Source organism: Acidovorax sp. GW458-11-26-14-TSB4, assembly GCF_059423865.1.
Genome location: NZ_JBWKYR010000006.1, coordinates 149,098 through 175,883, shown reverse-complemented (window position 1 = coordinate 175,883; position 26,786 = coordinate 149,098). Strand labels below are relative to the sequence as shown.

The 26,786-nt window shown below is 68.6% G+C and carries 24 protein-coding genes and 1 pseudogene; 10 read left to right on the top strand and 15 right to left on the bottom strand.

The genetic code is table 11. The features are described 5' to 3' along the window. Positions 1 to 6 precede the first annotated feature (6 nt). The 4 genes from AC07X5_RS15125 (at position 7) to AC07X5_RS15110 (ending at position 5,338) form a co-directional block, all read left to right on the top strand. Complete coding sequence (locus AC07X5_RS15125; RefSeq protein ID WP_494770822.1) at positions 7 to 1,446, top strand: FAD-binding oxidoreductase; 1,440 nt, start codon at positions 7 to 9, stop codon at positions 1,444 to 1,446. An 11-nt stretch (positions 1,447 to 1,457) separates the two neighbouring features. Then, positions 1,458 to 3,020, top strand: coding sequence for a tannase/feruloyl esterase family alpha/beta hydrolase (locus tag AC07X5_RS15120; protein WP_494770821.1), 1,563 nt, complete (start codon positions 1,458 to 1,460; stop codon positions 3,018 to 3,020). A 91-nt stretch (positions 3,021 to 3,111) separates the two neighbouring features. Then, a complete protein-coding gene (locus AC07X5_RS15115) occupies positions 3,112 to 4,065 on the top strand; it encodes a LysR substrate-binding domain-containing protein (RefSeq protein WP_494770820.1) in 954 nt (317 codons plus the stop codon). 193 nt (positions 4,066 to 4,258) lie between these two features. Beyond that, positions 4,259 to 5,338 carry an alpha/beta hydrolase family protein gene (locus AC07X5_RS15110; RefSeq protein ID WP_494770819.1) on the top strand — a complete coding sequence of 360 codons (1,080 nt, stop codon included), beginning with the start codon at positions 4,259 to 4,261 and terminating at the stop codon, positions 5,336 to 5,338. A 35-nt stretch (positions 5,339 to 5,373) separates the two neighbouring features. Here the strand turns inward: AC07X5_RS15110 and AC07X5_RS15105 are convergent, their stop codons facing one another. Further along, positions 5,374 to 6,390 carry a sensor domain-containing diguanylate cyclase gene (locus AC07X5_RS15105; RefSeq protein ID WP_494770818.1) on the bottom strand — a complete coding sequence of 339 codons (1,017 nt, stop codon included), beginning with the start codon at positions 6,388 to 6,390 and terminating at the stop codon, positions 5,374 to 5,376. A gap of 180 nt (positions 6,391 to 6,570) precedes the next feature. Further along, positions 6,571 to 6,783 (bottom strand): annotated as a pseudogene (locus AC07X5_RS15100) (acyl-CoA dehydrogenase family protein); the annotation flags it as partial. Between AC07X5_RS15100 and AC07X5_RS15095 the strand changes: the two are divergent. After that, positions 6,685 to 7,032: a helix-turn-helix domain-containing protein gene (locus AC07X5_RS15095; protein WP_494770817.1), complete on the top strand. Its 348-nt coding sequence runs from the start codon at positions 6,685 to 6,687 to the stop codon at positions 7,030 to 7,032. The pseudogene AC07X5_RS15100 and the gene AC07X5_RS15095 overlap by 99 nt on opposite strands. Positions 7,033 to 7,089: 57 nt before the next feature. Continuing rightward, positions 7,090 to 7,665: a flavin reductase family protein gene (locus AC07X5_RS15090; protein ID WP_494770816.1), complete on the top strand. Its 576-nt coding sequence runs from the start codon at positions 7,090 to 7,092 to the stop codon at positions 7,663 to 7,665. 176 nt (positions 7,666 to 7,841) lie between these two features. On the opposite strand, the gene AC07X5_RS15085 is transcribed toward AC07X5_RS15090, so the two are convergent. Next, positions 7,842 to 8,585, bottom strand: coding sequence for a GntR family transcriptional regulator (locus tag AC07X5_RS15085; RefSeq protein ID WP_494770815.1), 744 nt, complete (start codon positions 8,583 to 8,585; stop codon positions 7,842 to 7,844). Positions 8,586 to 8,697: 112 nt separating this feature from the next. On the opposite strand from AC07X5_RS15085, the gene AC07X5_RS15080 reads away from it, so the two are divergent. The 3 genes from AC07X5_RS15080 to AC07X5_RS15070 are packed head-to-tail and all read left to right on the top strand — an operon-like array spanning position 8,698 to position 11,564. Then, entirely contained in the window at positions 8,698 to 9,567 is an 870-nt protein-coding gene (locus AC07X5_RS15080) for a fumarylacetoacetate hydrolase family protein (protein WP_494770814.1), read from the top strand. Between the two features lie 36 nt (positions 9,568 to 9,603). Then, on the top strand, positions 9,604 to 10,581 hold the full coding sequence (locus AC07X5_RS15075; protein WP_494770813.1) for a tripartite tricarboxylate transporter substrate binding protein: 978 nt from the start codon (positions 9,604 to 9,606) through the stop codon (positions 10,579 to 10,581). 35 nt (positions 10,582 to 10,616) lie between these two features. Continuing rightward, the gene (locus tag AC07X5_RS15070) at positions 10,617 to 11,564 is read left to right on the top strand and encodes a VOC family protein (protein ID WP_494770812.1); all 948 of its coding nucleotides are present in this window, start codon (positions 10,617 to 10,619) and stop codon (positions 11,562 to 11,564) included. Between the two features lie 9 nt (positions 11,565 to 11,573). Here AC07X5_RS15070 and AC07X5_RS15065 read toward each other — a convergent pair whose 3' ends face one another. The 4 genes from AC07X5_RS15065 to AC07X5_RS15050 form a co-directional block, all read right to left on the bottom strand. Further along, the gene (locus AC07X5_RS15065; protein ID WP_494770811.1) at positions 11,574 to 12,653 is read right to left on the bottom strand and encodes a mechanosensitive ion channel family protein; all 1,080 of its coding nucleotides are present in this window, start codon (positions 12,651 to 12,653) and stop codon (positions 11,574 to 11,576) included. A gap of 454 nt (positions 12,654 to 13,107) precedes the next feature. After that, positions 13,108 to 13,701, bottom strand: a complete 594-nt coding sequence (locus tag AC07X5_RS15060) for a VOC family protein (protein ID WP_494770810.1) — start codon at positions 13,699 to 13,701, stop codon at positions 13,108 to 13,110. Between the two features lie 16 nt (positions 13,702 to 13,717). Further along, the gene (locus tag AC07X5_RS15055; protein WP_494770809.1) at positions 13,718 to 14,578 is read right to left on the bottom strand and encodes a fumarylacetoacetate hydrolase family protein; all 861 of its coding nucleotides are present in this window, start codon (positions 14,576 to 14,578) and stop codon (positions 13,718 to 13,720) included. Continuing rightward, positions 14,575 to 15,219, bottom strand: a complete 645-nt coding sequence (locus tag AC07X5_RS15050; RefSeq protein ID WP_494770808.1) for an FMN-dependent NADH-azoreductase — start codon at positions 15,217 to 15,219, stop codon at positions 14,575 to 14,577. The genes AC07X5_RS15055 and AC07X5_RS15050 overlap by 4 nt, the downstream gene beginning before the upstream one ends. Before the next feature lie 133 nt (positions 15,220 to 15,352). On the opposite strand from AC07X5_RS15050, the gene AC07X5_RS15045 reads away from it, so the two are divergent. Continuing rightward, positions 15,353 to 16,255, top strand: a complete 903-nt coding sequence (locus AC07X5_RS15045) for a LysR family transcriptional regulator (RefSeq protein ID WP_494770807.1) — start codon at positions 15,353 to 15,355, stop codon at positions 16,253 to 16,255. Between the two features lie 12 nt (positions 16,256 to 16,267). Here AC07X5_RS15045 and AC07X5_RS15040 read toward each other — a convergent pair whose 3' ends face one another. The 8 genes from AC07X5_RS15040 to AC07X5_RS15005 all read right to left on the bottom strand — a co-directional run bounded on the left by AC07X5_RS15040 (position 16,268) and on the right by AC07X5_RS15005 (position 26,753). After that, positions 16,268 to 18,355 (bottom strand): hybrid sensor histidine kinase/response regulator family protein, encoded by a 2,088-nt coding sequence (locus tag AC07X5_RS15040; RefSeq protein WP_494770806.1) that lies wholly within the window; start codon positions 18,353 to 18,355, stop codon positions 16,268 to 16,270. A gap of 220 nt (positions 18,356 to 18,575) precedes the next feature. Continuing rightward, positions 18,576 to 21,233, bottom strand: a complete 2,658-nt coding sequence (locus AC07X5_RS15035; protein WP_494770805.1) for an excinuclease ABC subunit UvrA — start codon at positions 21,231 to 21,233, stop codon at positions 18,576 to 18,578. Positions 21,234 to 21,313: 80 nt separating this feature from the next. Continuing rightward, a complete protein-coding gene (locus tag AC07X5_RS15030; protein ID WP_494770804.1) occupies positions 21,314 to 22,117 on the bottom strand; it encodes an SDR family NAD(P)-dependent oxidoreductase in 804 nt (267 codons plus the stop codon). Between the two features lie 312 nt (positions 22,118 to 22,429). Then, on the bottom strand, positions 22,430 to 22,915 hold the full coding sequence (locus AC07X5_RS15025) for a CZB domain-containing protein (RefSeq protein WP_494770803.1): 486 nt from the start codon (positions 22,913 to 22,915) through the stop codon (positions 22,430 to 22,432). Positions 22,916 to 23,074: 159 nt separating this feature from the next. After that, positions 23,075 to 23,866 (bottom strand): DUF72 domain-containing protein, encoded by a 792-nt coding sequence (locus AC07X5_RS15020; RefSeq protein WP_494770802.1) that lies wholly within the window; start codon positions 23,864 to 23,866, stop codon positions 23,075 to 23,077. Next, positions 23,863 to 24,702: a hypothetical protein gene (locus AC07X5_RS15015; protein WP_494770801.1), complete on the bottom strand. Its 840-nt coding sequence runs from the start codon at positions 24,700 to 24,702 to the stop codon at positions 23,863 to 23,865. The genes AC07X5_RS15020 and AC07X5_RS15015 overlap by 4 nt, the downstream gene beginning before the upstream one ends. Before the next feature lie 83 nt (positions 24,703 to 24,785). Beyond that, on the bottom strand, positions 24,786 to 26,174 hold the full coding sequence (locus AC07X5_RS15010; protein WP_494770800.1) for an iron-containing redox enzyme family protein: 1,389 nt from the start codon (positions 26,172 to 26,174) through the stop codon (positions 24,786 to 24,788). 150 nt (positions 26,175 to 26,324) lie between these two features. Further along, positions 26,325 to 26,753, bottom strand: coding sequence for a hypothetical protein (locus AC07X5_RS15005; RefSeq protein WP_494770799.1), 429 nt, complete (start codon positions 26,751 to 26,753; stop codon positions 26,325 to 26,327). Positions 26,754 to 26,786: the final 33 nt, after the last annotated feature.

The following is a 26,786-nucleotide window of genomic DNA, read 5'->3' as shown; positions in this document are numbered from 1 at the left end:
CTTCCCATGCTTGCGGAACTGAGCCCCCCTGCGCGCGCGCAACGCCGCGCGCCCTCCTCGGACCTGATCGCGCGCTTGCGCCAGCGCTTTGGTGATCGCTGCTCCACCAGCCAGGCCGTGCTGCTGCAGCACGGCACGGACGAATCGGCCTATCTGCCCCTGCCGCCCGACGCCGTGGTCTACGTGCACAGCACCGAGGAAGTGGCCTTTGTCGTGCGGGCCTGTGCGCGCGAGCGCGTGCCCATCATCGGCTTCGGCGTGGGCTCCTCGGTCGAAGGGCACCTGCTGGCCGTCGAGGGCGGCGTCTGCGTGGATTTCTCGCAGATGAACCAGGTGCTCGCGATCCGGCCCGGCGACCTCACGGCCACCGTGCAGGCCGGCGTCACGCGCGGGCAGCTCAACGCCGCGCTGGCGGGCTCTGGCTTCTTCTTCTCGGTGGATCCGGGAGCCGATGCCTCCATCGGCGGCATGGTGGCCACGGCGGCCTCGGGCACCAACACCGTGCGCTACGGCACCATGCGCGACAACCTGGTGAACCTGACGGTGGTCACGGCCAGCGGCGAGGTGGTGCGCACCGCCTCGCAGGCACGCAAGAGCGCGGCGGGCTACAACCTCACGCAGCTGTACTGCGGATCGGAAGGCACTCTGGGCCTGATCACCGAGGCCACGGTGCGCCTGCACCCGCACCCCGAGGCCTGCGCCGCGGCGGTGGTGCACTTCCCCACGGTGCGGGCGGCGGTCGATTGCGTGATCGATTCGATCCAGATGGGCGTGCCGCTGGCGCGCGCGGAAATGCTCGATGCGCTGACCCTGCGCGCCGTCAACGCCCACAGCCGCACCACGCTGAGCGAGAACCCCACGCTGTTCCTGGAGTTCGTCGGCAGCCAAGCGCAGATCGACGCGCAGTCGGACACCGTGCGCGAGATCGCCGCCAACCACGGTGGCGGTTCCTTCGAGTGGGCGCTCCGGCCCGAAGAACGCTCACGCCTGTGGACGCCGCGCCACCATGCCTACTTCGCCTGCCTGCAGCTCAAGCCCGGCAGCCGCAGCCTGACCACCGATGCCTGCGTGCCGCTGTCCGCCCTGGCGCAGTGCATTGCCGAAACCCAGGCCGACGTGGCGCAGCATGGCCTGCTGGCGCCGGTGTTCGGCCATGTGGGGGACGGCAACTTCCACTGCCTGGTGCTGGTGAACCCCGAGAGCGCCGCAGAGAACGCCGCCGCCGAGGCCTTCAGCCACCGCCTGGTGCAGCGCGCGCTGCGCCATGGCGGCACCTGCACGGGCGAGCACGGCGTGGGCCTGCACAAGCAGCACTACCTGGCCGAAGAACACGGCCCGCACGGCGTGGCGCTGATGCGTGCCATCAAGCAGGCGCTGGACCCGCACAACATCTTCAACCCCGGCAAGGTCGTTGCGGCGGCCGGCCCGGATCACCACCCCCAATGAGGAGACCCACCATGACGAAATGGATGCAATGGCTGCTGCCCGCCGCCGCACTCGCTACCCTGGCCGGCTGCGGCGGAGACGGGGATCCGCCGATGCAACTGGCCGAGAAATGCCCCACCCTGCAGGGCAAGATGCTGAGCGGCGGCAGCGTGGTCATCGACGACGCCCGGCTGGCCGCTGCGGCACCGCCCCAGCCCGAGTACTGCGTGGTGACAGCGCGCTTCAAGGACTCGGCCCTGCGCTTCGAGGCCCGCCTGCCCACCACGGGCTGGAACGGAAAGCTCGCCTTCCTGGGCGGTGGCGGCTTCGACGGCGCCATGCCCACGGCCGCCGCGGCGCAGTTCAGCGAATCCATACTCACCGAGCGCTACGCGACCATCGGCACCAATGGCGGCTACGACTATCCACCACCGCGCGACCTGGGCTACTTCAAAGGCGAGTTCGCGCTCGATGCCGCCAAGCTGCTCGACTTCGCCCAGCAGTCGGAGCACCGGGCCCTGCATCCGGGCAAGGAGGTCATGGCGCAGTTCTTCGGCAAGCCGCCTGCGCGCAGCTACTTCGAGGGCTGCTCCATGGGTGGCCACGACGCGCTGATGCAGGCGCAGCGCTTCCCGGAGGATTTCGACGGCATCGTCGCGCGGGCGCCAGCAGGCAATGTGATGGGGCTGTTCATGCAGTTCAACCGCATCGCCCGCCAGGTCCAGAGCCCTGGCGGCGCGCTGAACCCGGCCAAGCAGAGCCTGTTGGCCACTGCGGTGCTGGCGCAGTGCGACGGCCTCGATGGGCTGAGCGACGGCATCATTGCCCGGCCCGCTGCCTGTCGCTTCGACGCCAAGGCCTTGCGCTGCACCGGCGGCGGCGATACCGGCGACAGCTGCCTATCGGATGCGCAGATCGCCACCGTGCAGACCGTCACCTCGCCCATCGCCACGGCCAACGGTGCCTGGTCGCACCCCGGCTACCCGTTCGGCGCCGAGAACTCGCCCAAGGGCTGGGGCGAGTACATCTGGCCCCAGGCCAGCCTGGGCGGCGCCTCGGCGCAGGGCCTGTTCTCGGACGGCTTCATCCGCTCCTTCATCGCGCGCGATGCCTCCTTCGACACCACCACCTGGAACCCCGAGCAGTGGCTGGCGCGCATGGACACCATCGGCGGCCTGTTCGGCTCGACGGACCCCAACATCGCCCCGCTGCACGCGCAGGGCGCCAGGCTGATCCTGTGGAACGGCACGACCGACACCTCGGTGAGCGCGCTGGACACGGCCCGCTACTACGATAGTGTGGTCTCCACCCTGGGCCAGCGCAAGGCCGATGAAGCGGTCGAACTGTTCCTCGCGCCGGGGGTGGGTCACTGCTTCGGCGGTGCCGGGCCTGACAAGGTGGACCTGCTGCAGGCCATGTCCACCTGGGTCGAGCAAGGCGTGCCCGCCTCGCGGCAGAAGCTGGTGCTGCGCAAGGTCGAGGCCTCGGGTGCGACCACCATGTCCCGGCCGATGTGCAGGTACCCGGCCTACCCGCGCTACAAGGGCACGGGCAACGCCAGCGAGGCGGCCAGTTTCGACTGTGTGACCGACTGACTGACCGAGCGGGGGCGCGGCGGCCGGCGGCGCCCTCCCTACAATGGCCTGCCGCCCCTGGCCTGCAGGGAGGGCGGCCGGAGATTTGCCGATGGAATTGCGCCAGTTCAAGTATTTCGTGGCCATCGTGGATTGCGGCAGCCTGTCGCGCGCGGCCCAGCAGCTCTATGTGGCGCAGTCGGCGCTGAGCAAGCAGATGACCGAGCTCGAAGGCGAGCTGGGTACCCAGCTCCTGCTGCGTGGGCGCAACGGCGTGGCCATGACCGAGGCCGGCAAGGTGTTCTACGAATATGCCCAGGGCATCACCAAGCAGGTCCAGGACGCCCGGGCCGCCGTGCACGTGGCCGCCGATTCGGTGGTGGGCACCGTGGTGGCCGCCGTGCCGCAGAGCGTGTCGCCGATGATCGCGCTGCCGCTGATGCGCGCCGCCGCGCGCCGCTACCCCGAGGTGGTGCTGCACCTCAACGAGGAGCTGACCGGCAACATGGTCGACCAGTTGCTGCGCGGGCGGGTGGACATGGCGATCTTCTCGCCCACCATGCCGTCGGAAGACACCACCTTCACGCCCCTGGTCGAAGAGGAGTTCGTCTTTCTCGAATCACCGCAGGACCCACTGGCCGTGCCGCCCGGGGACGTGGGCCTGGCGCAGGCCATCGCCCGCCCGCTGGTGTGGCCCGCCAACACGCATGGCCACTGCACGCGTTGGCTGGTGGATGCTGCTCTCGGCAATGCGGGCTACCCGGCGGCGCGCGTGGCGGCGGAAATCAATTCCGTCTACACGCTCAAGGCCGCGGTGGAGGCGGGGCTCGGCCCCACCATCATGCCCCTGGGCCTGGCACAGCGCGAGGTGAGCGAGGGCAGCCTGCGCGCGCACCGCATCGACTCGCCGGCGATGTTCCGCACGCTCGGCCTGTGCCTTTCGGTCCACCTGCCCACCACCAACGCCAAGCGCGCGATCTGCCGGCTCATCGGCGAGGTGATCCGCGACCTGTGCACGAGCGGGCAGTGGCAGGGCACGCGCCTGCCCGTCGACTCCAAAGCCTGAACCTGTATCGCCGGATCGAGAACTAGTTGGCACGCACGGCAGGCACAGGGCTTGTTGCCCGGGCGGCGAGGAACTAACCTCGGTGCACCTGGACCGATTCATCGCCGCCCGGCGCGCAGCCCAGGGACTACATGTGCGGGCACCGGAATGCCCGCCGCCCCTTACTTGCCGTTCGTACAACCGGAGTCCTCCCATGAAGCATCTGTGCCTTCTTGCCATCCCTGCAGCGATCGCGGCCCACAGTCCGCTTGCGAGCGCCCAGGCCACGCTGAACCTGAACGACGGTGTGATGCGCATCCCCAGCGTGACGGTGGGGAGCGATGTCTACACCAATGTGATCCTGCGCTTTGGCGCCGATGGACGCTTTGGTCTGGAGGCCGCCACGCCGCCCGCCGGCAACCCGGGTGGCGGTGGTGGCGGGGCCCAGACCCTGCAGTTGGCCTACGCACCCCAGCCCAACACCCAGTACTGGTACACGGCCCAGGGCCGGGTCGTGGCGGCGTGCTCGAACCTTCCCCAGGCCGCCATCACCCTTAAGGTTCCGGCCGGGGCCACGGCCCAGGCCAAGGTGCCTCTGGTGATCAGTCTCGCTGGCTGGGCGCCAAGCGGCAATCCGCCGGCTCCCGTGCCGCAGGACGCGGCCGGGCTGGAGCAGTTCGCCGCGGCCGGCATGGCCTCTGCCACCTTCGAGTACCGCGGCTGCGACAACTGGAGCAGCCCGCTGATCGCGCGCACGAACGTGAACGAAACCTTCGACATCGCCAGCTCGGATTTCGGGCTGGGCCTGGCGGCGATCAAGGCGGCCGTCGCCGAACGCAACCTGCCCATCGACACCAGCCGCATCGTCGTGGCCGGCACCTCGTTCTCGAGCAACCTCATCTTCACGGTGGCCACCAAGCACCGCTTGCAGGGCGCCATCGCACTCGCCGGAGGCTGCGACTACGATTGCAACGCCACCGGCACGACCTACGAGCAGCCCAATGACTTCCGGGTCAACGGCGCGGCCATCCGTGTGGCCGCAGTCTCGGGCAGCGCCGACCAGCTGTTCCCGCCGGTGGGGCTGGGCAGTTCAGGCTATGGCGCATCCGGCGCCCGCGCCCGCATCCTGACGGCCATCCCCGACGCGGCCAAGCGACCCGCCTCGTTCTACACCTATGTGGCGCCAGGCGCCGGCCATGAGGTCAATGCGGCGATGTGGGCCAAGGCGCGCACGTTCGCGCAGTGCATGACCAACCTGCGCCCGGCGGGCGATTGCGCGGCCGACGACCGCTGAGCAAGCGGGCCGGCCCCCGCCCAGGGGAGCGCTTGTCAATGGTGCAGTGCGCGGCGCTCGTGCTTGGCCTGGTACATGGCCTCGTCCGCATGGCGGATGGCCGCATCGGCCGTGCTCAGCCCGGGGTCGGAGCAGACCACGCCCACGCTGGCACCCGGGTATTTCAGGGTCCGCTGGCCAGCCAGGGGAATGCGGCACACCGTGGCTTGCTGCAGGCGCTGGCGCAGGCTGTGGATGGCTTCGGCGGGGTCCTGATCGCGCTGCGGACCGGGGCCCACGAACACGAACTCATCACCACCGAAGCGGCTCAGGTAGTCGCTTTCGCGCATGGCGGCGCGCAACTGGTTGGCAATGGCGCACAGCAGGGCATCGCCGGCCTCGTGGCCGTGGCTGTCATTGACGTTCTTGAAGCCGTCGAGGTCGAGAAAAGCCACCATCACCGTGCTGCCCGAGCGCCGCGAACGCGCCTGCAGCCGCTCCAGCTCTTCGAACAGGGCCCGGCGATTGGGCACGCCGGTGAGCGGGTCCAAGAGGGCCATGCTGGTGAGCTGCTCGTTCTTGCGCTGCAGCTCCTCCAGCAGTTGCTCGCGCTCGACCTGCTGGGCGATCAGGCCGGCAAACAGCTGCAGTATCTTCCCGGTCTCGGGCGGGAGTTCGGCGCGCTCGGCGCTGGCCGCGCACAGCGTGCCGTAGATGGCGCCATCGGACAGCCGTACCGGCATGCTCACATAGGTCTGGATGCCCAGGGCGGCCGCCGCCTGCGAGTCGCCCCAGCAGCCCTGCACGTCGGCCGTGAACATGCGGTTTTCATTGAGGGCGCGGTAGCACAGCGTGTCGCCCCAGGGCACGGTCAGGCCCTCGGGGATCTCCATTCTGCGCGTATTGCGCGAGTACAGCACATGCTGCAGTGCGCGCTTGAAATCGATGGTGGTGAGGTAGGTGGACTCCAGCCGCGTGACCTTTTCCAGCATCTCCAGCAGCGGGCGGGTCAGCTCTTCAAGCGTCTTGGCGTGTACGACGGAGTCGGAAAGTCGGGCGAGAAGCGGGTCCATGGCAGCAGCAACGATGGGGTACACGGTTGGCATGCCAATCCACTGCGGACGCATCCCATCGTGGCAATGTACGACAATTTCGGCAATTAATTTATTGCCATATCAATATATCTAGGGTAGGGCTGCCTTCTGTTGCCGAAGTCCCACCAAAGCTGTTTCGAAGGCGGACTCAACAACCTGTCATGACATGCCCAGTCTGCGCGCAATCAGGTCCTCCATGATCTCGCTGGTGCCGCCGTAGATGCGCTGGATGCGGGCATCGGCGTACATGCGTGCGATCGGGTACCCGGCCATGTGGCCATAGCCGCCAGACAGCTGCAGGCATTCGTCGATCACCCGGCCCTGCTGCTCGGTGCACCAGTGCTTGGCCATGTAGGCGGCCTCGTGGCCCAGACCTGGGCGGCATGGCCCGGGCCCTGCGCATGGCGCCCATCACACCGCAGCGGCGACTGGCCAACCAAGGCATCGCCTAACCAGGCGCTCAAGGCCGAACTGCGGCGCGACACGGCGATCTGGCGGCTCAACACGAGCAGCGTCTCATTGGCGGAGCTGGCCGCCGGGCTGGGCTTCAACGACAGCCCGGCGTTCGAGTGGGCCTTCAAGAACTGGACCGGCAGCCCGCCGGGCGCCTATCGGCGATAGTGGGGTGTCCCGCGTTGACTGGCTCGCGGGCAGCACCTCGACCCATCAAGGATTTGCATGAACAGCCACCTGGCACCCGTCGAACTCTCCAAGGCCTACCGCCTCCTCAACCATGGCCCCACGGTGCTGGTATCGGCGCGCCATGCAGGGGTGGACAACGTGATGTCCGCCGCCTGGGCCTGCGCGCTGGACTTCGCGCCGCCCAAGCTCACGGTGGTGCTGGACAAGGCCACGCGCACGCGCGCTCTGGTCGAGGGCAGCGGCCGCTTCGTGATCCAGGTGCCCACGGCCGCGCAGATGCAGCTGACCCACGATGTGGGCACCGCCAGCCTGCACCAGGACCCGGCCAAGCTGCAGCGCCATGGTGTGGAGCTGTTCGGCATCGAGGGGCACGATCTGCCCTTCGTCGCGGGGTGCTCGGCCTGGCTGGCGTGCAAGCTCATCCCCGAAGCGCACAACCAGCAGGCCTACGATCTTTTCATCGGCGAGGTGGTGGGTGCCTGGGCCGATACCCGCGTGTTTGCCGACGGGCACTGGCATTTCGAGACCGCCGGGCCCGAGTGGCGCAGCCTGCACTATGTGGCGGGCGGGCAGTTCTATGCGATCGGGGAATCGCTGGTGGCGCGCACGTAGCCCCAGGGGGGATAAGCCTTGCGGCAACGCTCCGGGGGACCTGGCCCATTTCCTTGCCGGGCCGTCGAGCCATGGCAGCAAGCGGCCAGGAAGGATGGAGTCAATGCCCCCTGCTTCCTGGCCCTGGCCTATGACGCGGGCAGCGCAGTGCTGCACCTGCGCCCCCTGGCTGCGGTTCACGCCGCCTTGCGCTGCCCCCGCTCCATTCCGCTCGCCTGCAGCGCCAGCTCCGTCGTCTGCTGGAAATGCTGCTGCAGCAAGGCCGTGGCGCGCGCCACGTCGCGCGTCAGCGCGGCTTCGACGATGGCCGTGTGCTCGGCCGGGATGTCGCGGTGCGCGGATCGGGCGGCAGCAGGCGGCAGGCCTGAATCGCTGGCGGCCACGGCCGAGATGTAGCGGTAGCGGGTGAAGCGCTCGCGCAGGTTGGCGGCCAGCTCCAGCAGCACGCGCGAGCCGCAGGCCGAGAGCAGCGCATCGTGGAAGGCCATGTGCGCCTCGTCCCATTGGGCGGACAGGGCCGCGGGCATGCCAGCCTCGCGCAGGGCCAGGCGGCTGAGCTGGTGGTGGGCGGCCACCACGCGCGCCTCCCAGGCCACGTCGCCCTGCAGCAGCGACAGGCGCAGCGCCTCGGTTTCCACCAGCACCCGGGCACCCGAAATCTCCATCAGATCCTGCGCCGAAGCGCTGGCGACCTTGAAACCGCGCTGGTCCTCGGCCTGCACGAAGCCGCTGCTGGTCAGGCGCGAGAGTGCCTCGCGCATGGGGATGGGGCTGGCGCCATAGCGCGTGCACAAATCCTTGATGAGCAGCTTGGAGCCGGGGGCGAACAGGCCGCCGACGATGTCCAGGCGCAACTGCGCCACCAGTGAAGAGGTGCGTGTGGTGGGCGCGCCTGGGAGCGCTTCGGTGGCTGTGGTCATGGGGTGCCGCCAGGGTAATGGGGATTGTCTGGGAAATTATAGGGTTTATACTAACATATACTTTTTATTAAAATATATATATTTTATTCATTCACCCAACCTGGACCTCCCCATGAAGCTCTGCACATTCACCCTCCAAGGTTCCCGTCGCCTCGGCCTGCTCGACGGCGAGCAGGTGCGCCCCCTGCCCGCCGACGTGGCACGCGATGTCGGCGATTTCGTGCGCCAACTGGCCGCGGGCGCGAGCCGCGATGAACTGGTCGCCCGCGCAAGCGCCCCCGTGCCGCTGGCCGAGGTGCAGTTCCTGCCACCGGTGGTCGCGCCCGAAAAGATCATCTGCGTGGGCCTGAACTACCACGACCACACCAAGGAAAGCGCCTACGCCCAGCCCGACTACCCCACGCTGTTCCTGCGGCTGACCACCAGCCTGTGCGCGCACGACGCACCCATCGTGCGCCCCGCCTGCAGCGACAGCCTGGACTACGAGGGCGAGCTGGCCGTGGTGATCGGCACCGGGGGCCGCCATATCCCGCTGGACAAGGCGCTGGACCATGTGTTCGGCTATTCGGTGTTCAACGACGGCTCGGTGCGCGAGTACCAGTTCAAGACCCCGCAGTGGACGGTCGGCAAGACCTTCGACGCCACCGGAGGCTTCGGCCCCGCTGTGGTCACCGCCGACGAACTGCCACCCGGCGCCCGCGGCCTGAAGCTGGAGACGCGCCTGAACGGCCAGACCGTGCAATCGGCCAACACCAGCGATATGGTGTTCGACGTGGCCATGCTGGTGCAGGTGATCAGCGAGGCCATCACCCTGGCCCCGGGCGACGTGATCGTGGCCGGCACGCCGGCGGGCATCGGCTGGGCGCGCAACCCTCGCCTGCTGATGCGCGAGGGGGATGTGTGCGAGGTCTCCATCGAGCGCATCGGCACGCTGCGCAACCCCATCGTGGACGAGGTGCTTGCCGGCACCGTCGCCGCATAAGGCAAGCCCACTCAAGAACCACAGAAGACCAACGCCATGAACCGCCTGCTTGCCCCCCTGGCCCTCGCCGCCGCCACCCTGCTGGCCGCCACCACCGTGCACGCCCAGTTGGCGGGCCGCACCGTCAGCATCATCGTGCCGCAGCCCGCCGGCAACCCCACCGACGGCGTGGCACGCAAGCTCCAGCCGCTGTTGCAAAAGGAGCTGGAGCAGACCGTGATCGTGGAAAACGCGCCCGGCGCGGGCGGTTCCATCGGCGTGCAGAAGGTGCTGGGCAGCCCGCCCAGCACCGTGCCGGTGCTGATCGCCTCGCAGACGGAGCCCATCCTCACGCCCTTCACCATCAAGGCGGCGCGCTACAAGCCCGAGGACTTCCGCGCCATCGCGCTGGTGGCGCGCCTGCCCTACATCCTGGTGGCCCGGCCGGGACTGGCGGCGGCCAACCCCAGGGAGCTGGCTGCACTGGCCAAGAAGTCGCCTGCGCCCCTGAGCCTGGGCGACATCGGCCCCGGCTCGATGATCCACCTGCTGGGCGAGCAGTGGGCGCGCAAGAACGGCGTCAAGCTCAACCAGATCTCCTACCGGGGCGTTCCCCCCATCAGCCAGGACCTCATGGGCGAGCAGATCGACCTGAGCTTCCTGCCGCTGGGCGGCGCCACGCTGTCGATGATCCAGTCGGGCAAGGTCAAGGCCATCGGCAACTCGGCCGGCGCCGTGCACCCGCAGCTGCCGCAGGTGGCGACCATCGCAGGGTCGGACAAGGCCCTCTCCAGCTTCGTCTACGGCACCTGGATCGCCCTGCTCGTGCCCACCAAGACTCCGGCCGACGTGGTCGAACGGCTGAACAAGGCGCTTACGACAGTGATGAAGGACAGCGACTTCCAGACCTACGTGACCACGAGCGGCATGGAGCCGGCCAACGTCAGCACCCTGCGCGACCTGGACGGGTTCTATGCTGCGGAGATCCAGCTGTACCAGGGCTTGGCCAGGGAAATCGGCGTGACCGCCGAGTGAGCGCAGCTGCCGCAGAAAAAAACAGGAGACAGACCGTGACGAATCCGCAGCCCCAGGACCGCCCCGCCATCCATTCCGTCGACGAGTTCGTGCTGAGCGTGCCCGACCTGGAGAAGGCGCGCCACTTCTACACCAGCTTCGGCCTCGATGTACGCGACGAGGCAGGCGCGCTGGCCCTGTACACCCATGGCCTCCCGCACCGCTGGGCACGCGTGCTCCAGGGTGGGGGCGGCCCCAAGCGGCTCGAATGGATCAGCCTGGGCATCCATGCACCGGACCTGGACCGCTTTGCAGCGCTGCTGCGCGAACGCGGTGTGCCCGGCGTGCCTGTACCCAAAGGTGCCGACCCGGCGGGCCTGTGGCTGCGGGGCCCGGACGGGCTGCCCATTCAGCTGCGCGTGGCGGCCAAGGTCTCACCCAATGCCCCGGGCCCGCGCGAATCGACGCCCGAGCCCGCCAACCATGGCCGTGCGCCCAGCCGCAGCAAGGCCCAGGCCACACGGCCACTGTACCTCTCGCACATCCTGCTGTTCACGGCCGACGTGACGCAGGCGCTCGACTTCTACACCGGCGTGCTCGGCCTCAAGGTGTCGGACCAGTCGGCCGGCATCATCGCTTTTCTGCACACGCCGCATGGCAGCGACCACCATCTGATCGCCTTCGCCAAGTCCAACGCCGCAGGCCTGCACCACAGCAGCTGGTGCGTGCCCTCGCTGGATGCCGTGGGCATGGGTGCGCAGCAGATGGCCAACGCCGGCTACCCGGACGGCTGGGGCCTGGGCCGGCATGTGCTGGGTTCGAACTACTTCCGTTACGTGCGCGACCCCTGGGGCAGCTTTGCCGAATACTCGTACGACATTGATTACGTGGCGCCGCACGCCCAGTGGCCTGCGGCGGACCACCCGCCCGAGGATTCTCTGTACGTCTGGGGCCCCCATGTCCCCGAAGACTTCATCGTGAACCACGAAACTCCCCGCGGCTAGGCAAGGAAGTCATACGCCCTGCGGTGGCTGCAGAACGCCCGGCGCGGGTGTTGTCACCTGGGGTGTGCGCACCTGCGGCAGGCAATCGGGGTACTCGCGCTGGATGAAAGTCACCAGCGCCTCGCGCACCCGGCAGCGTAGGTCGAAGGCCAGGCCCGATGAGCGGGCCGAGACCAGCACGCGGATCTGGATGGCGCGGTCCGTCGCCTCGGTGAGCTGCAGCACGCTCACGCGCTTGTCCCATTCGGGCGCGGTATCGAGCACGCGCTTGAGTTCTGCGCGCAGCGGGTCGAGCGGCAGCGAATAGTCGGCATACAGGAATACCGTGCCCAGGATCTCGGAGCTGGTGCGCGTCCAGTTCTGGAACGGGTGCTCGATGAACCACTGCAGCGGGATGATGAGTCGCCGCTCGTCCCAGATCTTGAGCACCACGTAGGTGCCCGTGATTTCCTCCACGCGGCCCCACTCGCCTTCGATGATGAGCACGTCGTCGATGCGAAACGGCTGGGCCAGGGCGATCTGCAGGCCCGCGATCATGTTGCTGAACACCGGCCGCGCGGCGATACCGGCGACGATGCCCACCACCCCGGCCGAGGCCAGCAGGCTCGCGCCCACCTGGCGTGCGCCGGGAAAGGTCATGAGCATCATGGCGACACCGGCCATCACCACCGCGGTCATGGCGGTGCGCGAGAGCACGCGCGCCTGCGTGGCGATGCGGCGCGCGGTAAGGTTGTCCTCGACATCGGCCGGGTGCTTGGCGATCACCCCGTCCGCGAGGCCGCCGATGGCCGCGATCAGCAGCCAGCAAGTGCCGGCGATAACGGCCAGGCCGTTGAAATGGCGCACCGTGCCGATATGGCGCAGGTCGTCGCTGGCGGCCTGCCACACCAGTTGCAGAGCGATCAGCGGCAGCAGGATGCGCACCACGGGCACGCAGGCCTCGAACACCGAGCGCAGCACCAGCACATGGCCCGTGGCACGCCGCAGCACCACCGCAGCGATGCGGTGCACGATGCCCGCCACGATGACTGCGGCCACGGCCACGATGCCGGTGTGTGTCCAGGAGGTGGGGTCGAACCAGTCCATCATGCGCCCGCCCCCAGGGGCTGGGTGTCAGCGAAGAAGGCGAGGATCGGTCGGCTGCTGTCCGGCAAAAGGGGGCTCCGCGAAGATCATGGAAGGCCCCATTGTGGAAAATTGCTGCACAGCAACATGTCAGCCAACGCCGACAATGCCAAGGTAGCAACGCTCAGTCGAGCCGGATGTGGTTGCTCTTGATCGGTTGCACCGTGGCCCTGGCCTCGCGCTCCACCACGGCGGCGATCTGCGCCTGCGGCGTGGCGATGGGCTCGGTGCTGTGCCGTGGAGCATCTGGGCCAGCGCCGGCTCCGCCGTCACGGCCTGGAAGGTGCCATGGAGGCGCGCCACCAGCGCACAGGGCAGGCCGGCAGGGCCCCACACGCCGACCCAGGTATTGAGCTCCAGCCCCGGCAGGGTTTCCGCCAGCGTGGGCACCTCGGGCGCGATCTTGCTGTCAGAGGTGTCAGGGCACGTGCATGTCCCAGGGCGTCTTCCCCGGCGGCAGCGGTGGCCGCGCCGTGAGCGCAGCCAGCGGTTCGCCGGCCTCGTAGCGCGCGATCAATGCCTCCGGGTCGAACAGGATGCCCATGAAGTTCTCCTCGTAGGCGCCTGAGGCGAAGAAGGCGTCGAGGTCCGCGTTGGCGGTGAACACGTCGTACTGCAGCTCCACCCGGTTGCCATCGGGGTCCTTGTAGTACAGCGACACGGTGGGGCCGTGGTTGATGGTCCAGTACGGCAGGATGCCGGCCGCCTTGAGCCGGCGGAAGGTGGCGAGCAGCGCAGGCAGCGTGGGGTAGGTGAAGGCCAGGTGCTCCAGACCCCCTGCCCCGTCGTCAGCCGGCGCGAGTTCGGGCCGGCCGATCAGGCCGATGCGGTGGTGCTCATCGTCATAGGTCAGAAAGCACAGCATGGCGTTCTCGAACGCGGGCCAGCCCTGCAGCACCGTGAGGTACCAGGCGCGCGAGCGTGGCAGATCGGTGACGCGCAGCACCATGTGGGCCAGCTTGGCAGGGCGGATGGGATGCGCGGCGGCGTCGGGAAGGGTGCGGGGTTGCATGGGTTTGTCTCCTGTACTAAGGTTCTGCGATGACGCGGTTCTCGATGGCGCCGATGCCCTCGATCTCGACCCGCACCACATCGCCCACCTGCAGGTAGCGCGGCGGGTCCATCAGGCCGCCTACGCCGGCGGGGCTGCCGGTGGTGAGCACGTCGCCCGGCTCCAGGGTGAAGGCGGTGCTCAGCTCCACGATCATGTCTTCCACGCGGTGGGTCATCTCGCGGGTGTTGCCGTCCTGGCGCAGATCGCCGTTGACCCAGGTGCGCAGGCGCAGGGCGTGGGGGTCGGACAGTTCGTCGCGCGTCACGATCCAGGGGCCGAAAGGGCCATGCGTGTCGAACGACTTGCCCAGGGTGTGCGTGGGCGCGCGCATCTGCCAGTCGCGTACGCTCAGGTCGTTGGCCACCACGAAGCCGGCCACCATGTCCATGGCGTCTTCGCGGCGCACATGGCGGCAGCGCCGGCCGATCACCACACCCAGCTCGCCCTCGTAGTCGAACTGGACCGATACGCGTGGCAGGTGCACCGGGTCATACGGGCCGTTGACGCAGCTCACCTGCTTGTTGAACCAGGCCTGGCCCGGTGCGCGCACCAGGTTGACCTTGCGCGCCTCCTCCAGGTGCGAGGGGTAGTTGCCGCCCAGGCCCAGGTACTTGCGCGGCGCGGGAATGGGCGCGAGCAGGCGCACGGCGGCCAGGTCCCGGCGCGGTGCGCTGGCGGCGGTGGTGCGGGCCCAGTCCAGCCCGGGCTGGCCCAGGGCGATGAGCGCCATCAGGTCCGCGGGCGCGCCGGCGATGGCGCCCAGGTCGGCCAACGTGGCGCCTTCGACCACGCCATAGCTGGCGCTGCCAACGGCGGTGAAACTGGCGAGCTTCATGGTGCCACTGCCTCATGCGCCGCAAACAGCTGGGCGATGGCGGCACGGGCCGAGGCCAGCGCGGTATCGCGCACTTCGGGCCCGCGGTTCACGCCCTCGGCACGCACCACGTCGAAGCGGGTTATGCCCATGAACTGCAGCGCTGCCACGAGATAGCGCTCCTGGAAGTCCTTGTCCTGCATCTGCGGCGGGGTGCTGTAGATGTTGCCGCGCGAGGACGCGATGACCACGCGCTTGCGGCCCGCCAGGCCGCGCGGGCCCTGCGGAGTGTATTCGAAGGTGCGGCCGGCCTGGGCCAGGGCATCGATCCAGGCCTTGAGCTGGGTGGGCACACCGAAGTTGTACATGGGCGCTCCGATCACGATGGCATCGGCCGCCAGGAACTCGTCGAGCAGGGTGTTGAGGTGGGCCAGGTCGGCACGGCCCTGCGCGCTGGCCGGCTGGCTGCGCTGCCGCAGGGCGGCCACGGTCTCGGGCGTGAGCTGGGGCGGCACGGTCACGGCCAGGTCGCGGTAGGTGACGCGCACGGCGGGGTCGGCCGCGCGCCAGGCGTCCACCGTTTCGCGGCTCAGGAGGCGCGAGACGGAGGCCGGGCCGGTGAGGCTCGAATCCAGGTGCAGGATGTGGAAGGCTGGGGTCATGTTGGTCGTTGCACGAGCGATGGAGGCCCGATGATGGGTGCCGACCTCGTTCCACTCAATAGGGTCTGGTAAAACGCATCGTTCCTCTGATGGAACGACAATCGGCACCACCATTGGCCCGGAGTGCACGCGCATGGAAGACCTGAACGACCTGATGTTCTTTGCCAAGATCGTGGAGCACGGCGGCTTCAGCGAGGCCGGCCGGCGCCTGGGCGTGCCCAAGTCGCGCCTGAGCCGGCGCATGGCGGTGCTGGAAGAGCGCATGGGCTTGCGCCTGCTGCAGCGCTCGCCCCGGCGCATCACCCTGACCGGCGCGGGCCAGAGCGTCTACGAGCGTTGCCGCACGCTGGTGGAACTGGCCGAGTCCACCCACGAGCTGGCGCGGCAGGCCTCGGCCACGCCGCAAGGCGAGGTGCGCATCAGCTGCCCGATCACGCTGGCGCAGGTGTGGCTCACGCCCCTACTGCCGTGCTTCATGCAGGCGTATCCGCTGGTGCGCCTGCATGTGGCGGCCACCAACCGCCGCGTGGACCCCATTGAGGAGCGCATGGACGTGGTGATCCGCGTGCGCCGCCCGCCCCTGCCCGATTCGGACCAGGTGGTGCGCAAGCTAGGCGCATCGACCGATGTGCTGGTGGCCAGCGCCCGGCTGTTCGATACGGTGGCCGTGCCGCAGGAGCCCGAGGACATTGCCCGCCTGCCCACGCTGTCCTGGCCCGGCCGGGGCGAGCGCGTCAGCTGGAGCCTGGCCAGCGCCGAACGCGCGCTGGAGCTGCAGCATGTGCCGCGGCTGGTGACGGACGACATGTTCGCACTGCGCGAGGCGGCGCGCGCCGGCATGGGCATCGCCCTGCTGCCGCGGCGCATCTGCCAGGCCGACATCCGCGCGGGGCGGCTCGTGCAGGTGCTGCCGCGCTGGGCCTCGCCGCGCGCCGATGTGCTGGCCGTGTTCACCAGCCGGCGCAGCATGCTGCCCGCGGTGCGCGCGCTGCTGGACTACCTGGACCAGAACCGCGAGGACGACACGGATGCCTGAGGCCGCGCCCGCTCACTGGGCGATGCGCGCAATCGCCACATGCAGCATCTGCGGCGTGCAGGGTTTGGGCAGCACGTCGAAGCCCATCTGCTGGATGTGGTCCAGTTGCTCGGCGTAGCCCGTCATCAGCAGCAGTTTCTGCGCGGGCCAGGTCTCACGGATGTGCCGGGCCAGGCCCACGCCGTCGATCTCGCCGGGCATCACCACGTCCGACAGCACCAGGTCGGGCCGCTCGCCCTGCTCCAGCAGGGTGCGGGCCTTGGCGGCGCGGTCCACACGCGTCACGCGGCAGCCCAGCGATTCGAGGATGGGGACCAGGGAGGCGGCCACTTCGTCGTTGTCCTCCACCACCAGCAGGCTCTTGTCCAGCGGTGCCAGGGCCGGTGCGGGGCCGGCGGCATCCTCGCGCGCCGCCTGCGGACCGGCGCTCGGAAAGAACAGGCGGATGCGGGTGCCCGTGCCCAGGGTGCTGGCGATCTCCGCCCGCCCGCCCACGCGCTGGCACATGCCATACACCTGGCTGAGTCCCAGGCCCGTGCCCTCGCCCACGGCCTTGGTGGTGAAGAAGGGCTCGAACACCTTGCCGAGCAGCTCCGGCGGAATGCCGCTGCCCGTGTCGCTCACCTCGATGAGCACCATGGCGGGCATGCCCTGCCCGGCCTCGCTCTCACTCGCGTTGCGCGCACTGATCACCAGGCTGCCGCCCTTGGGCATGGCATCGCGCGCGTTGATGGACAGGTTCAGCAGCGCCAGTTCCAGCTCCGCCAGGTCGAGCACCACGGGGGCGGTGGCGGGGTCCACCTGCACGTCCAGCTGGATCTGGCTGCCCAGCACCGGTGCGATCAGGTCCTTGGTGGGCGGCAACTTGTCCTGCAGCACCACATGCTCGGCCACCAGCGGCTGGCGGCGCGAGAAGGCCAGCAGTTGGCGCGTGAGGTTGGTGGCCGACTTGACGGCACGCGCCATGGAGTCGATCTGCCGGGTGCCCACATCGGGCGCGGTGCGCTTGAGCAGGTGCAGGTTGTTGCTGATGACCATCAGCGCATTGTTGAAGTCGTGCGCCACCCCGCCCGTCAGCCGGCCCAGGGCCTCGAGCTTCTGCGCCTGCAGCAGCGCCTCTTCCGCGCGGCGGCGCGTGGCGACCTCCTTTTCCAGGCTCTCCATGGTGGACAGCGCGGTGCGCGCATTGCGCAGCGCCATGCGCGCGGCAAAGAACAGCCCGGCAATGGGAAGGGCCCCCAGCGCGAACAGCGCCGCCAACTGGCGCAGCACGCCGTTGCGCGCGGCCGAAAGGTTCATGCCCGTGCCCACGAACAGCGGGTAGGGGCCGACCTTGCGGAAGGCGATGATGCGGTCCTGCCGGTCCACCGAAGAGATGCCGCGCATCTGCGCCCCGGTCTCGCCCTGGAGCAGCCGGGCCATCACCGGGCTGTCGGGCGCCAGTTGCTCGGGGGCCTTGTCCAGGCTGGGCCAGCGGGTGTAGATGGCGCCGTCCTCGCGGAACAGGTTGACCGCCAGGCCCGGCTCGTCGGCCACCAGGTCGCCGTAGAAGTCCTGGAAGTACGAGGCAAGCAGGCTCACGTTGATCACGCCGCCGAACTGGCCGTTGTGGTCCTCGAAGGCCAGGCTGATGTCCAGGATGCGCTCGCGCGTGGTCCGGGTGACCAGTGGCCCCGACAGGTAGCGCGGGCCCGGTGGCCGCAGGCGGTGGAACTGGAAGTAGTCGCGGTCGGCCACGTTGAACTGCGGCACTTGTGCAAAGCGGCTGCTGGCAATGGGGTCGCCCTTGCTGTCGAAGATCCAGATCGACTGCACCTGCGGCTGGTCCCTGGACCAGGCCGCCAGGTCGGCATGCAGGTCGGCGCCATGCACACGCAGCTCCTGCGGGCTGCGGCCCTTGACCACGGCGAGCACCCGGTCGTGCATCGCCTCGGACGCGGCCATCACCTTGGACGCATGCTCGTGCGCCACGCGCAGCGAGCGGCTCACGCGCAGTCCGGCCTCGTCCTGCGCGCCCACCAGGGCCACCGCTCCCACCACCAGGTAAATGAACAGCGGCACCGCGATGCTCAGGATCACGAGCAGGCGAAGCCACTTCACCGAGGCATGGGCCCTGGAGCGAGAATCTTCACGGACCAACGGGTGCATCCTTCATCGTGTCGGGAATGGAGCGTCCAGGAGGGGCCGGCGCAGGCAGCGCTGCGCTCGGAATCCCCAAAGTATCATTCAAATCTTCCGGCGTGCGCGCCTGCCGAGCCCGGCGGCACAATTTTTCTGGGCAGGCGTGCAACATGGCTGGCGTCCCCGGCCCCGGCCCCGGTCAGGGTGCCACCAGTCCCAGGGCCCGCGACAGATAGGGGGCAGTGCGGCTGCTGCCGGCCACCGCCACCACGGCAGGCATACCCTGGGCCACGATGCGCCCACCCTCCTCGCCCGCGCCGGGCCCGATGTCCATCACCCAGTCGCAGGCGGCCACCACGCGCATCTCGTGCTCGACCACCACCACGGTATTGCCTGCGGCCACCAGGCCGTCGAGCTGGGCCAGCAGGCGGTCCACGTCGGCCGGGTGCAGGCCGGTGGTGGGCTCGTCCAGCACGTAGAGGGTGCCGCCGCGCTGGGTGGGCCGCTGCAGCTCGGTGGCCAGCTTGATGCGCTGGGCCTCACCGCCGCTCAGTTCCGTGGCCGGCTGGCCCAGGCGCAGGTATCCGAGGCCGATGTCGCGCAGCACAGCGAGCGGGCGCAGCACCTGGGGTTCATCAGCAAAGGCGTCGCAGGCCGCATCCACCGTGAGGCCCAGCACGTCGGCAACCGTCAGGCCGTTCCAGCGGATTTCCAGGGTCTCGGCGTTGTAGCGTGCCCCATGGCAGGCGGGGCATGGCGCATACACGCTGGGCATGAACAGCAGTTCCACGCTCACGAAGCCCTCGCCCTCGCAGGTGGCGCAACGGCCCTTGGCCACATTGAACGAAAAGCGCCCCGCGTCATACCGCCGCTTGCGTGCGGCCGGGGTGGCGGCAAAGAGCTTGCGCACCCCGTCGAACAGGCCCGTGTAGGTGGCCAGGTTGGAGCGTGGCGTGCGGCCGATGGGCTTCTGGTCCACCTGCACCAGGCGGCGTAGGTGCTCACCGCCCGCGGCAATGCGCCCGCCCAGGGGAGCGGCATCGCCCGCCGGAGCCTCCCCATCGTCGGGCAGGGGGAGGCCCTCGTCGTCGTCGCCGGCCACCAGCGGCCGGCCCAGGTGTGCGGACACCAACTCCAGCAACGCCTGGCTCACCAGGCTGGACTTGCCCGAGCCCGACACGCCGGTCACCGCTGTCATGCACCCGAGCGGAAAGGCCGCATCGAGCCCATGCAGGTTGTTGCGCGTGATGCCTTCCAGCCGCAACCAGCCCTGCGGCGGGCGCGGCGCGCGTGCAGGTACAGCACTCTTCGCCGAACCGAACAGGTAGTGCCGCGTCTGCGAACGCTGCACCTGCGCCAGGCCGGCCGGCGGGCCGCTGTAGAGCACCTCGCCGCCCTGCTCGCCTGCCGCCGGGCCCACATCCACCAGCCAGTCGGCGCGGCGCATGGTGGCCAGGTCGTGCTCCACCACGAAGAGCGAATTGCCCGCCGCCTTGAGGCCTTGCAGCGCTGCCAGCAGCGCCTCGCCGTCGGCCGGGTGCAAGCCGGCCGATGGCTCGTCGAGCACATAGACCACGCCGAACAGCTGCGACGAGAGCTGCGAGGCCAGGCGCAGCCGCTGCAGCTCGCCGGGTGAGAGGGTGGGCGTGCTGCGGTCCAGCGAGAGGTAGCCCAGGCCCAGTTCGATCAGCGCCAGCACGCGCTTGCGCAGGTCGCCGGCCAGGCGCTGGGCGGCGATCACCTTCTCTTCGGACAGCCAGGGCGTGCGGTGCACATCGGGCGCGGCGGCATGTGCCGCGGGCCGCTTGCTGCGGGTGCGGCCCGCGGGCGCATCGGGGGCGGGATCGCCCTCGCCCAGCCGACCCTCGGCGGCCGGCCGCAGCAATTCGGCCAGCACGGTGAGCGGCAGCTGCGACAGGCTGCCGATGTCGTGCCCGGCAAAGGTGACCGACAGCGCCTCGCGCTTGAGCCGCTTGCCCTGGCACACCGGGCACAGCGTGCCCACCATGTACTGGGCCACGCGCTTTTTCATGAGTGCGCTCTGGCTGTGGGCAAAGGTGTGCAGCACGTGGCGCCGCGCGCCGGTGAAGGTGCCCATGTAGCTCGGGGGGAGCTTGCGCCGGATGGCGTCCTTGACCTCGGCCACGCTGAAGCCCGCATACACCGGCACCGTGGGCTGCTCGTCGGTGAAGAGGATCCAGTCGCGCAGCTTTTTGGGCAGCTTGCGCCAGGGCACGTCCACGTCGTGGCCCAGCGTGGTGAGGATGTCGCGCAGGTTCTGCCCCTGCCAGGCCAGGGGCCAGGCCGCCACGGCGCGCTCGCGGATGGTGAGCGTATCGTCGGGCACCATCGATTGTTCGGTCACCTCGTACACCCGGCCCTGGCCATGGCAGTGCGGGCAGGCGCCCTGCGGCGTGTTGGGCGAAAAGTCCTCGGCATACAGCATGGGCTGGCCGCCGGGGTAATGTCCGGCGCGCGAGTACAGCATGCGCAGCGGACTCGATATGGCCGTCACGCTGCCCACCGAGGAGCGCGTGCTCGGCGTGCCGCGCTGCTGCTGCAGCGCCACCGCGGGCGGCAGGCCGTCGATGCTGTCCACCTTGGGCGCGCCAGCCTGCACGATGAGGCGGCGCGCATAGGGCGCCACCGACTCCAGGTAGCGCCGCTGCGCCTCTGCGAACAGCGTGCCGAAGGCGAGGGACGACTTGCCTGAGCCGGAGACGCCCGTGAACACCACCAGCGCATCGCGCGGAATGTCCACGTCCACATCCTTCAGGTTGTGCTCGCGGGCGCCGCGCACGCGCACCATGCCGTGCTGGGAGGATGGGGAGGAATCGTCCGGGGAAATGGAAGGCATCGGTGAAGGTGCGTGGTGGTCCGTCGGGTCGGCAGCGGATATCCTAACCACGGCAGCGTGGCCTCCACAGCCCGGCCACATCAGTCCTTGAGCGCTGAGCCCGGCTCAGCCATCTTGCGGTGCTGCTCGGCCAGCACCTGCGAAGGCATGACCTTGGCCATGATGGCCTGCAGCTTGTTCTTGAGGCCATGCACCACATCGGCCTCGCCGTCCATCATGGCGGCAAAGCCCACCCTGGCCACATCGGCCGGGTCGGCCTTGCCGTCGTCGGCGCCCACCTGGGTATCGAGCATGTCCGCACGGGCGAAGAACTCCGTGTCGGTGGCACCTGGCATCAGGCAGGTGACGGTGACGCCCGAATCCTTGAGTTCATTGCGCAGCGCCGCCGCGAACGAATCGATGAAGGCCTTGCTGCCGTTGTAGACCGCCTGGAAGCTGCCTGGCGTAAAACCGGCAATGGAGCCCGTGATGAGAATGCGCCCCCGGCCGCGCCGGCGCATCGGGTGTCCGAGCTTGTGCAGCAGGTACAGGGTGCCGGTGATGTTGGTATCGATCACGTGCTGGATGTCTCCGAACTCCTGCTCCAGGAATCCTTTGCCCAGGCCGTGCCCGGCGTTGGCCAGCAGTGCATCCACCGGCCGCCCGGCGATGGCGTCGACCAACTGGTCCACTCCCTGGCGGCTGGCCAATTCGGCCTGTACCACCTCCACCGTGGCGCCGAGCATGCGCAGGTCGCTGGCCGCCTGGTCGAGCGCCTGATCGGCCGCGATCACCAGGTCAAATCCGTTCTGGGCACAGCAGCGTGCCAGGTGGTAGCCGATGCCCGACGAGGCTCCGGTGACGACCGCGAGGGGACGGGTGGTGGTGGGGGTGGTGGTGGTCATGGCGGCGCTCCTCAAACGCTCCATTCTGGAATGCCCCACCGGCCCGGGCCGTCAGCGGCTGGCGCGATGCCCGGGGTGCACCGTCCTACGCCGCACCTTGCGGCAGCAGACCTGGGGCAACACGACCGCGGTGCAGGACAACAGCCCGAAAGCGGGAAACGGCCTCTTTCGCCCGGCTACCGTGATTGCAATGCACCTGCCGTGCATACATTGCGTTCAGCGCCGCAATGCATGCACGGTGCAAACTCCGCCAGGCGCAAACTTGGGGAAGTTTTGTCTTTCGGAGGGTGGGGCCGGTCCACAGGCTGCGGCTCAGCGCCCCGCATGGTTCTTGAGCTCCTTGAGCAACAGCACCACCTGGTTGGAGGCGTGTCGGCAGCTGGTCTTGAGCACCTTCTGCGACTGCTGCAGATCGCCTGCCTGGAACAGCGTGACCACGGCGGCCGCCTGCTGGTGAAAGTACTTGTGCCGCGCCACCAGCATGCCAAAGGCAGTGTGCTGGCCCAGGCGTGCGCGCCCGGCCCCCTGCAGCCAGCGGCCCAGCTGGCAGCGGTGGTCCTGGCAGACCCGCTCCAGGCGCATCACCTCGGTGCTGCGGCCGTGGACCATGTCCTCCAGGCGGGCGCGCCAGTTTTCGTGCAGGGCAATGCCGGCATCGATCTCCATCTCCATCGCCAGGTGGTCGGCGTACTCGGCATCGAGCACGAGTTCGCTGGCGTTGTCCTCTGCGTTCCATGCCGCTTCCGGGCTGGATCGGACCTGCTCGCGGACCCTGAGCAGCCGGCTGAAAAATCCCATCTGCATTCCTCTTGTTCTTGTGGCGCCGGTGGACTGCCGGCCAAACAGGTAGCCTGTCGATCCGCGCGCCCCATCCACCTGGTGTCGAGAGCGCGGTGTGGATGCTGAGGCAAGCGCCTCCCGTAATCCATAACCCAAATGATCTAGCCGCACGCGGATTCAGGCCCGCAACGCCCCGTGCAGATCGAGGGCGTTGTCCGTCGCGGCGCCGCTGGCCGTGTTGTCGAAGATGCACCACACACTGCCGGCTTCATGGGTGGCGGCCTGCAGCCGTGCGGCCAAGGCGCCGATGAGTGCGGCGTTGTAGGCCGAGTAGTACACGCGTGGCGATCCGTGCAAGCGGCAGTACACCAAGCCAGGCCAGCCGCCGGGCGCCCGCCCCGGATCGTGAAGTACCGGGTCGGCCAGCACGCGGGCCGCGTGCCAGTGGGCCAGCAGTGCGTTGCCTTCGGGCGTGAACCAGCTGGCATGGCGCGGCTCGACGGCAACCCCGCCCTTGCCATGCAGGTGCCGCAGGCTGCGAAAGAATGCATCGGTCACCGGCCGGTCGAGCGCCAGGCTGGGCGGTAGCTGCACCAGCAGGCAACCCAGGCGATCGCCCAGTCCAGCCGCCTGGCCCAGGAAGGCCTGCAGCAGGGGTTCAGTGTCCTTGAGGCGCGCCGTGTGCGTAATGCTGCGCGGCAACTTGGCGCAAAAGCGGAACGCAGGCGGCGTGGCCGCGGCCCAGCGCTCGTAGGTGGTGCGCTGGTGCGGCCGGTAGAAAGAGGAGTTGATCTCGACGGCCGAAAGGTGCTGGGCGTAGCGCTGCAGGTGGGTTGCGAGCGGGTCTGCCGTGGCAAAACGGTGCTGGCTGCTGCGCGGCAGGCCCCAGCCGGCGGTGCCTACGAACAGCGGGGCCGCAGGGGGATTCCCCGAAGGCAACGGGCTGCGTCCAGCTTCGGAGGGCATCATCCGGGAACCACGGACGCGCCAAACTTGGGACTGGGCTTCGCACTGTGGGCATAGGGGCGCCATGCATGCAGCGGCTGGGCAAGGCGGTCCGCCACCACCCTCAGCACAGCCGGATTCCAGGGCATCCCGCAATGGCTGCCTTCGATCTCGATGGATTCGGACCGCCCCGTGCGCTTCATGTCCCTGCATGCTTGCCATGCCACCACGCCATCGCTGCGGCTGTAAATCGACGTGGTGGGAACGGGGGGCGCCTGGCGCAACCTTTCCAGCAACGCCGGGTGCGCTGGTGGCATGCTGCCGTTCAGAAGGCGGTAGACCAGCCCGGCATTCGTGTGCTCCGCGGATCCCGCAAAGGGCGTTCCGATGGTGATCACCTGCCGCACGCGCGAGCGCAGCCGCTTGGCAACCTCACGCGCATAGATGCCACCCAGACTCCAGCCCACCAGGCTGATGGGAGCGGTGTGGCCAGCGGTGCGCTCCCGAACGCGTTGCGCCAGCGCGTCAAGCCAGCCATCGATCTCGCCCTTGGGGCCGGTGTTGAGCCCCTGCCCCCAGTCAAGGGCGCTGTAACCCAGGCGCTCGCAAAATGCATGCAATGGGCGTACCACGGTGGCGTTGGTGGCCAGTCCGGGAAATACCACGACCGCATGCCGGTCGCCTCTGGGCAAGGCGGCTTCCCCCATCACATGGTGCCCCGCAAACTCCAATGCGGCGCGCACGGGTTCCAGCGCAAGCAACGCATACGAAGGGCGGCGGATGGGCGAGGTCGATCTGTGCATGAAGGCTCCGATGTGAATGGCCTCCATGGTGCGGCCACCAATGCCGGTGCGATGCACCATTTATCCCCCAGTTGGGGTCGGAGCGTTCTTACGCTGTCCACCCAATGTCGGGCAAGCACCTTGTGATACTTGCCAGGAGCTCACGCCCGGTTCAGGAACATCCGCGTGGCCTTGAGCCCCACGGGCGTCCAGTGCAGCGCTGGCGACATGGCCTGGACCAGCAGCTCCCGTTGCTCGACGGCGTCCAGCGCGGGATAGCGCTGCTCGAAGATCTCGAGGTCCGTGTCCAGGGCCGCTGGCGCAGGCTCGGAGCGCCCACCCTTGGCGGCCTTGAGCCGTTCGGCCACGCGAAAGCTCATCTGCCGCTTGCCCGTGGCCGGGATGGCGCCGGTCTCGAAGGGCGCACCATCGGCACTTGCCGCGCCACGGATCCAGTCGTGGATCACCTGCAGTTCGTAGGGGGAGAACACACCGAACATCTCGGCACGCTCGCCCTGCAGCAGGTGCCAGAAGCGGCTGTCGGTCACGGGCTGGTTGCGCTTGATCCAGTGGGCTTGCTCCAGCGCAGCCAGAAACGCAGGCAGGTCATCGGCGTTGGACAGCCAGTCGTTCACGCTGCGGCCGGCCACCTTGCAGAAGTCGGAATGCGCGCCATGGCCTGACGGCGCCTTGCGCGCCAGGATGGCCAGCACCTCCCTGTCGATGTCGAAGCCGTCGATCACGTCCAGCGTGCTGACCCCCACGTTGCCCAGCTTGGCACCTGCACGCACCCGGCGCCAGTAGTCGCCACCGTCGTCGATGCGCGGTGCGGCCTCCAGCGCTGCCACGCAGGCGCGCTTGGCATGCCCCGTGTCGGCATTGTCGACCGTGACGTGCAGCGTGAAATAGTAGGGGTCGATGCCAAGTTCATTGAGTTCGTAGGCGGTGATGAGCAGGTGCAGGGGCAACTGCTCGTAGCCCAGGTTGAAGCCCACGATCTCGGGCAGGAAATCCTGCGCATTCCAGCCCAGGGCCACTTGAAGCAGCCCTTGCTTGTACAGCGCATCGGGCAGGTCGTCCACAGGGTCCAGTCCATACTGGGCCAGCAAGGCGCGGTAGAGCTTCACGTGGTTCTTGTCGGCCAGGCCGTCACCCAGTTCCTCCACGTAGGTGGTGAGCAGGTCGGAAAGCCGGGAATTGTCCGCATGCGCGCACAGGCCATAAAGCCAGGAGCCATCGACCAGCTTGGTGGGCGCGACATTGCGCAGAAAGTACAGGGCGTGCGCACGGTTCGTAAAGTAGCGGCGCGGCGCGCCGGCCTTGCGCTCGTCCAGATAGGCCTGGTACTGGCCATGGACCTTTTGGATATTGGCCTCCATCCAGGCCGTCAGATCGGCGGGGTTCTCGGGTAGATCGTCATCGTCAAGCGCCACTTCCTGCAACGTGCGGCTCAGGAAGTCGGCTGCTTGCCCGCGTTCCTTCAACGTCGGAATGTGGTTCGCCAAACGGTCGTAGAGAGGCGCATGGAGCGCGGCTGGGACGGATGCCATGGAAACGGGGCGGGCGATGGTCGGTTCGGAACGGGGACGTTCCTGCAAATGGAGGTGCATGGCGTGTTATGGGTAGGTATGGCCCTGAGGGTGGGCCATCGCTACTTCCCCCACTATCGGGACAAAGCTCCCATCCTCGTGAGCGGCCTCCTACGGCCCTCGCGCAATTACAGACAGCCCCACTGCTGCAGAAGGCCGATGTGCTCGTTCGACACCCGTATACCGATGTCGGTAGCGCAGGTTGGGCACGTAGACCTTGCGCGCCAGCTCCAGCGCGCGCAGGCGGGCGGTCTCCACGGTGGCTGCGCAGCCGGTGGCCACGCCCACGTAACCGCTGGTACCGCTGGTGATGGGGGCGCTCTGGCGCAGCTCCACCTCGGCAAAGGCGATTGCAGCGCGATCACCTGTCGACAGGCCCTCATCCAGGATCACGGGAATGCCTTTGGAGATTTCCTCGTACCCTTGGGTATAGGGGAACGGCGGCACCGTCAGCACGATGCCCACGGTAAAATCCGGCGCTGTCTCAAAGCCAGTGGCCGAGGGGTGCAGCATCTTCAGGAAGATGGCCTCCCAGGTCATCGCGCATGCCGCATACAGGCATGTCACCCCGGT

Coding starts and splice junctions, on each gene's coding strand:
- AC07X5_RS15115 (WP_494770820.1), top strand. CDS start 3,112: ATGGAATTGCGCCAGTTCAAGTATTTCGTGGCCATCGTGGATTGCGGC.
- AC07X5_RS15120 (WP_494770821.1), top strand. CDS start 1,458: ATGACGAAATGGATGCAATGGCTGCTGCCCGCCGCCGCACTCGCTACC.
- AC07X5_RS15065 (WP_494770811.1), bottom strand. CDS start 12,653: ATGATGGACTGGTTCGACCCCACCTCCTGGACACACACCGGCATCGTG.
- AC07X5_RS15025 (WP_494770803.1), bottom strand. CDS start 22,915: ATGGGATTTTTCAGCCGGCTGCTCAGGGTCCGCGAGCAGGTCCGATCC.
- AC07X5_RS15045 (WP_494770807.1), top strand. CDS start 15,353: ATGGAAGACCTGAACGACCTGATGTTCTTTGCCAAGATCGTGGAGCAC.
- AC07X5_RS15090 (WP_494770816.1), top strand. CDS start 7,090: ATGAACAGCCACCTGGCACCCGTCGAACTCTCCAAGGCCTACCGCCTC.
- AC07X5_RS15035 (WP_494770805.1), bottom strand. CDS start 21,233: ATGCCTTCCATTTCCCCGGACGATTCCTCCCCATCCTCCCAGCACGGC.
- AC07X5_RS15055 (WP_494770809.1), bottom strand. CDS start 14,578: ATGAAGCTCGCCAGTTTCACCGCCGTTGGCAGCGCCAGCTATGGCGTG.
- AC07X5_RS15010 (WP_494770800.1), bottom strand. CDS start 26,174: ATGGCATCCGTCCCAGCCGCGCTCCATGCGCCTCTCTACGACCGTTTG.
- AC07X5_RS15085 (WP_494770815.1), bottom strand. CDS start 8,585: ATGACCACAGCCACCGAAGCGCTCCCAGGCGCGCCCACCACACGCACC.
- AC07X5_RS15005 (WP_494770799.1), bottom strand. CDS start 26,753: ATGACCTGGGAGGCCATCTTCCTGAAGATGCTGCACCCCTCGGCCACT.
- AC07X5_RS15030 (WP_494770804.1), bottom strand. CDS start 22,117: ATGACCACCACCACCCCCACCACCACCCGTCCCCTCGCGGTCGTCACC.
- AC07X5_RS15105 (WP_494770818.1), bottom strand. CDS start 6,390: ATGGACCCGCTTCTCGCCCGACTTTCCGACTCCGTCGTACACGCCAAG.
- AC07X5_RS15060 (WP_494770810.1), bottom strand. CDS start 13,701: ATGCAACCCCGCACCCTTCCCGACGCCGCCGCGCATCCCATCCGCCCT.
- AC07X5_RS15080 (WP_494770814.1), top strand. CDS start 8,698: ATGAAGCTCTGCACATTCACCCTCCAAGGTTCCCGTCGCCTCGGCCTG.
- AC07X5_RS15125 (WP_494770822.1), top strand. CDS start 7: ATGCTTGCGGAACTGAGCCCCCCTGCGCGCGCGCAACGCCGCGCGCCC.
- AC07X5_RS15020 (WP_494770802.1), bottom strand. CDS start 23,866: ATGATGCCCTCCGAAGCTGGACGCAGCCCGTTGCCTTCGGGGAATCCC.
- AC07X5_RS15050 (WP_494770808.1), bottom strand. CDS start 15,219: ATGACCCCAGCCTTCCACATCCTGCACCTGGATTCGAGCCTCACCGGC.
- AC07X5_RS15075 (WP_494770813.1), top strand. CDS start 9,604: ATGAACCGCCTGCTTGCCCCCCTGGCCCTCGCCGCCGCCACCCTGCTG.
- AC07X5_RS15110 (WP_494770819.1), top strand. CDS start 4,259: ATGAAGCATCTGTGCCTTCTTGCCATCCCTGCAGCGATCGCGGCCCAC.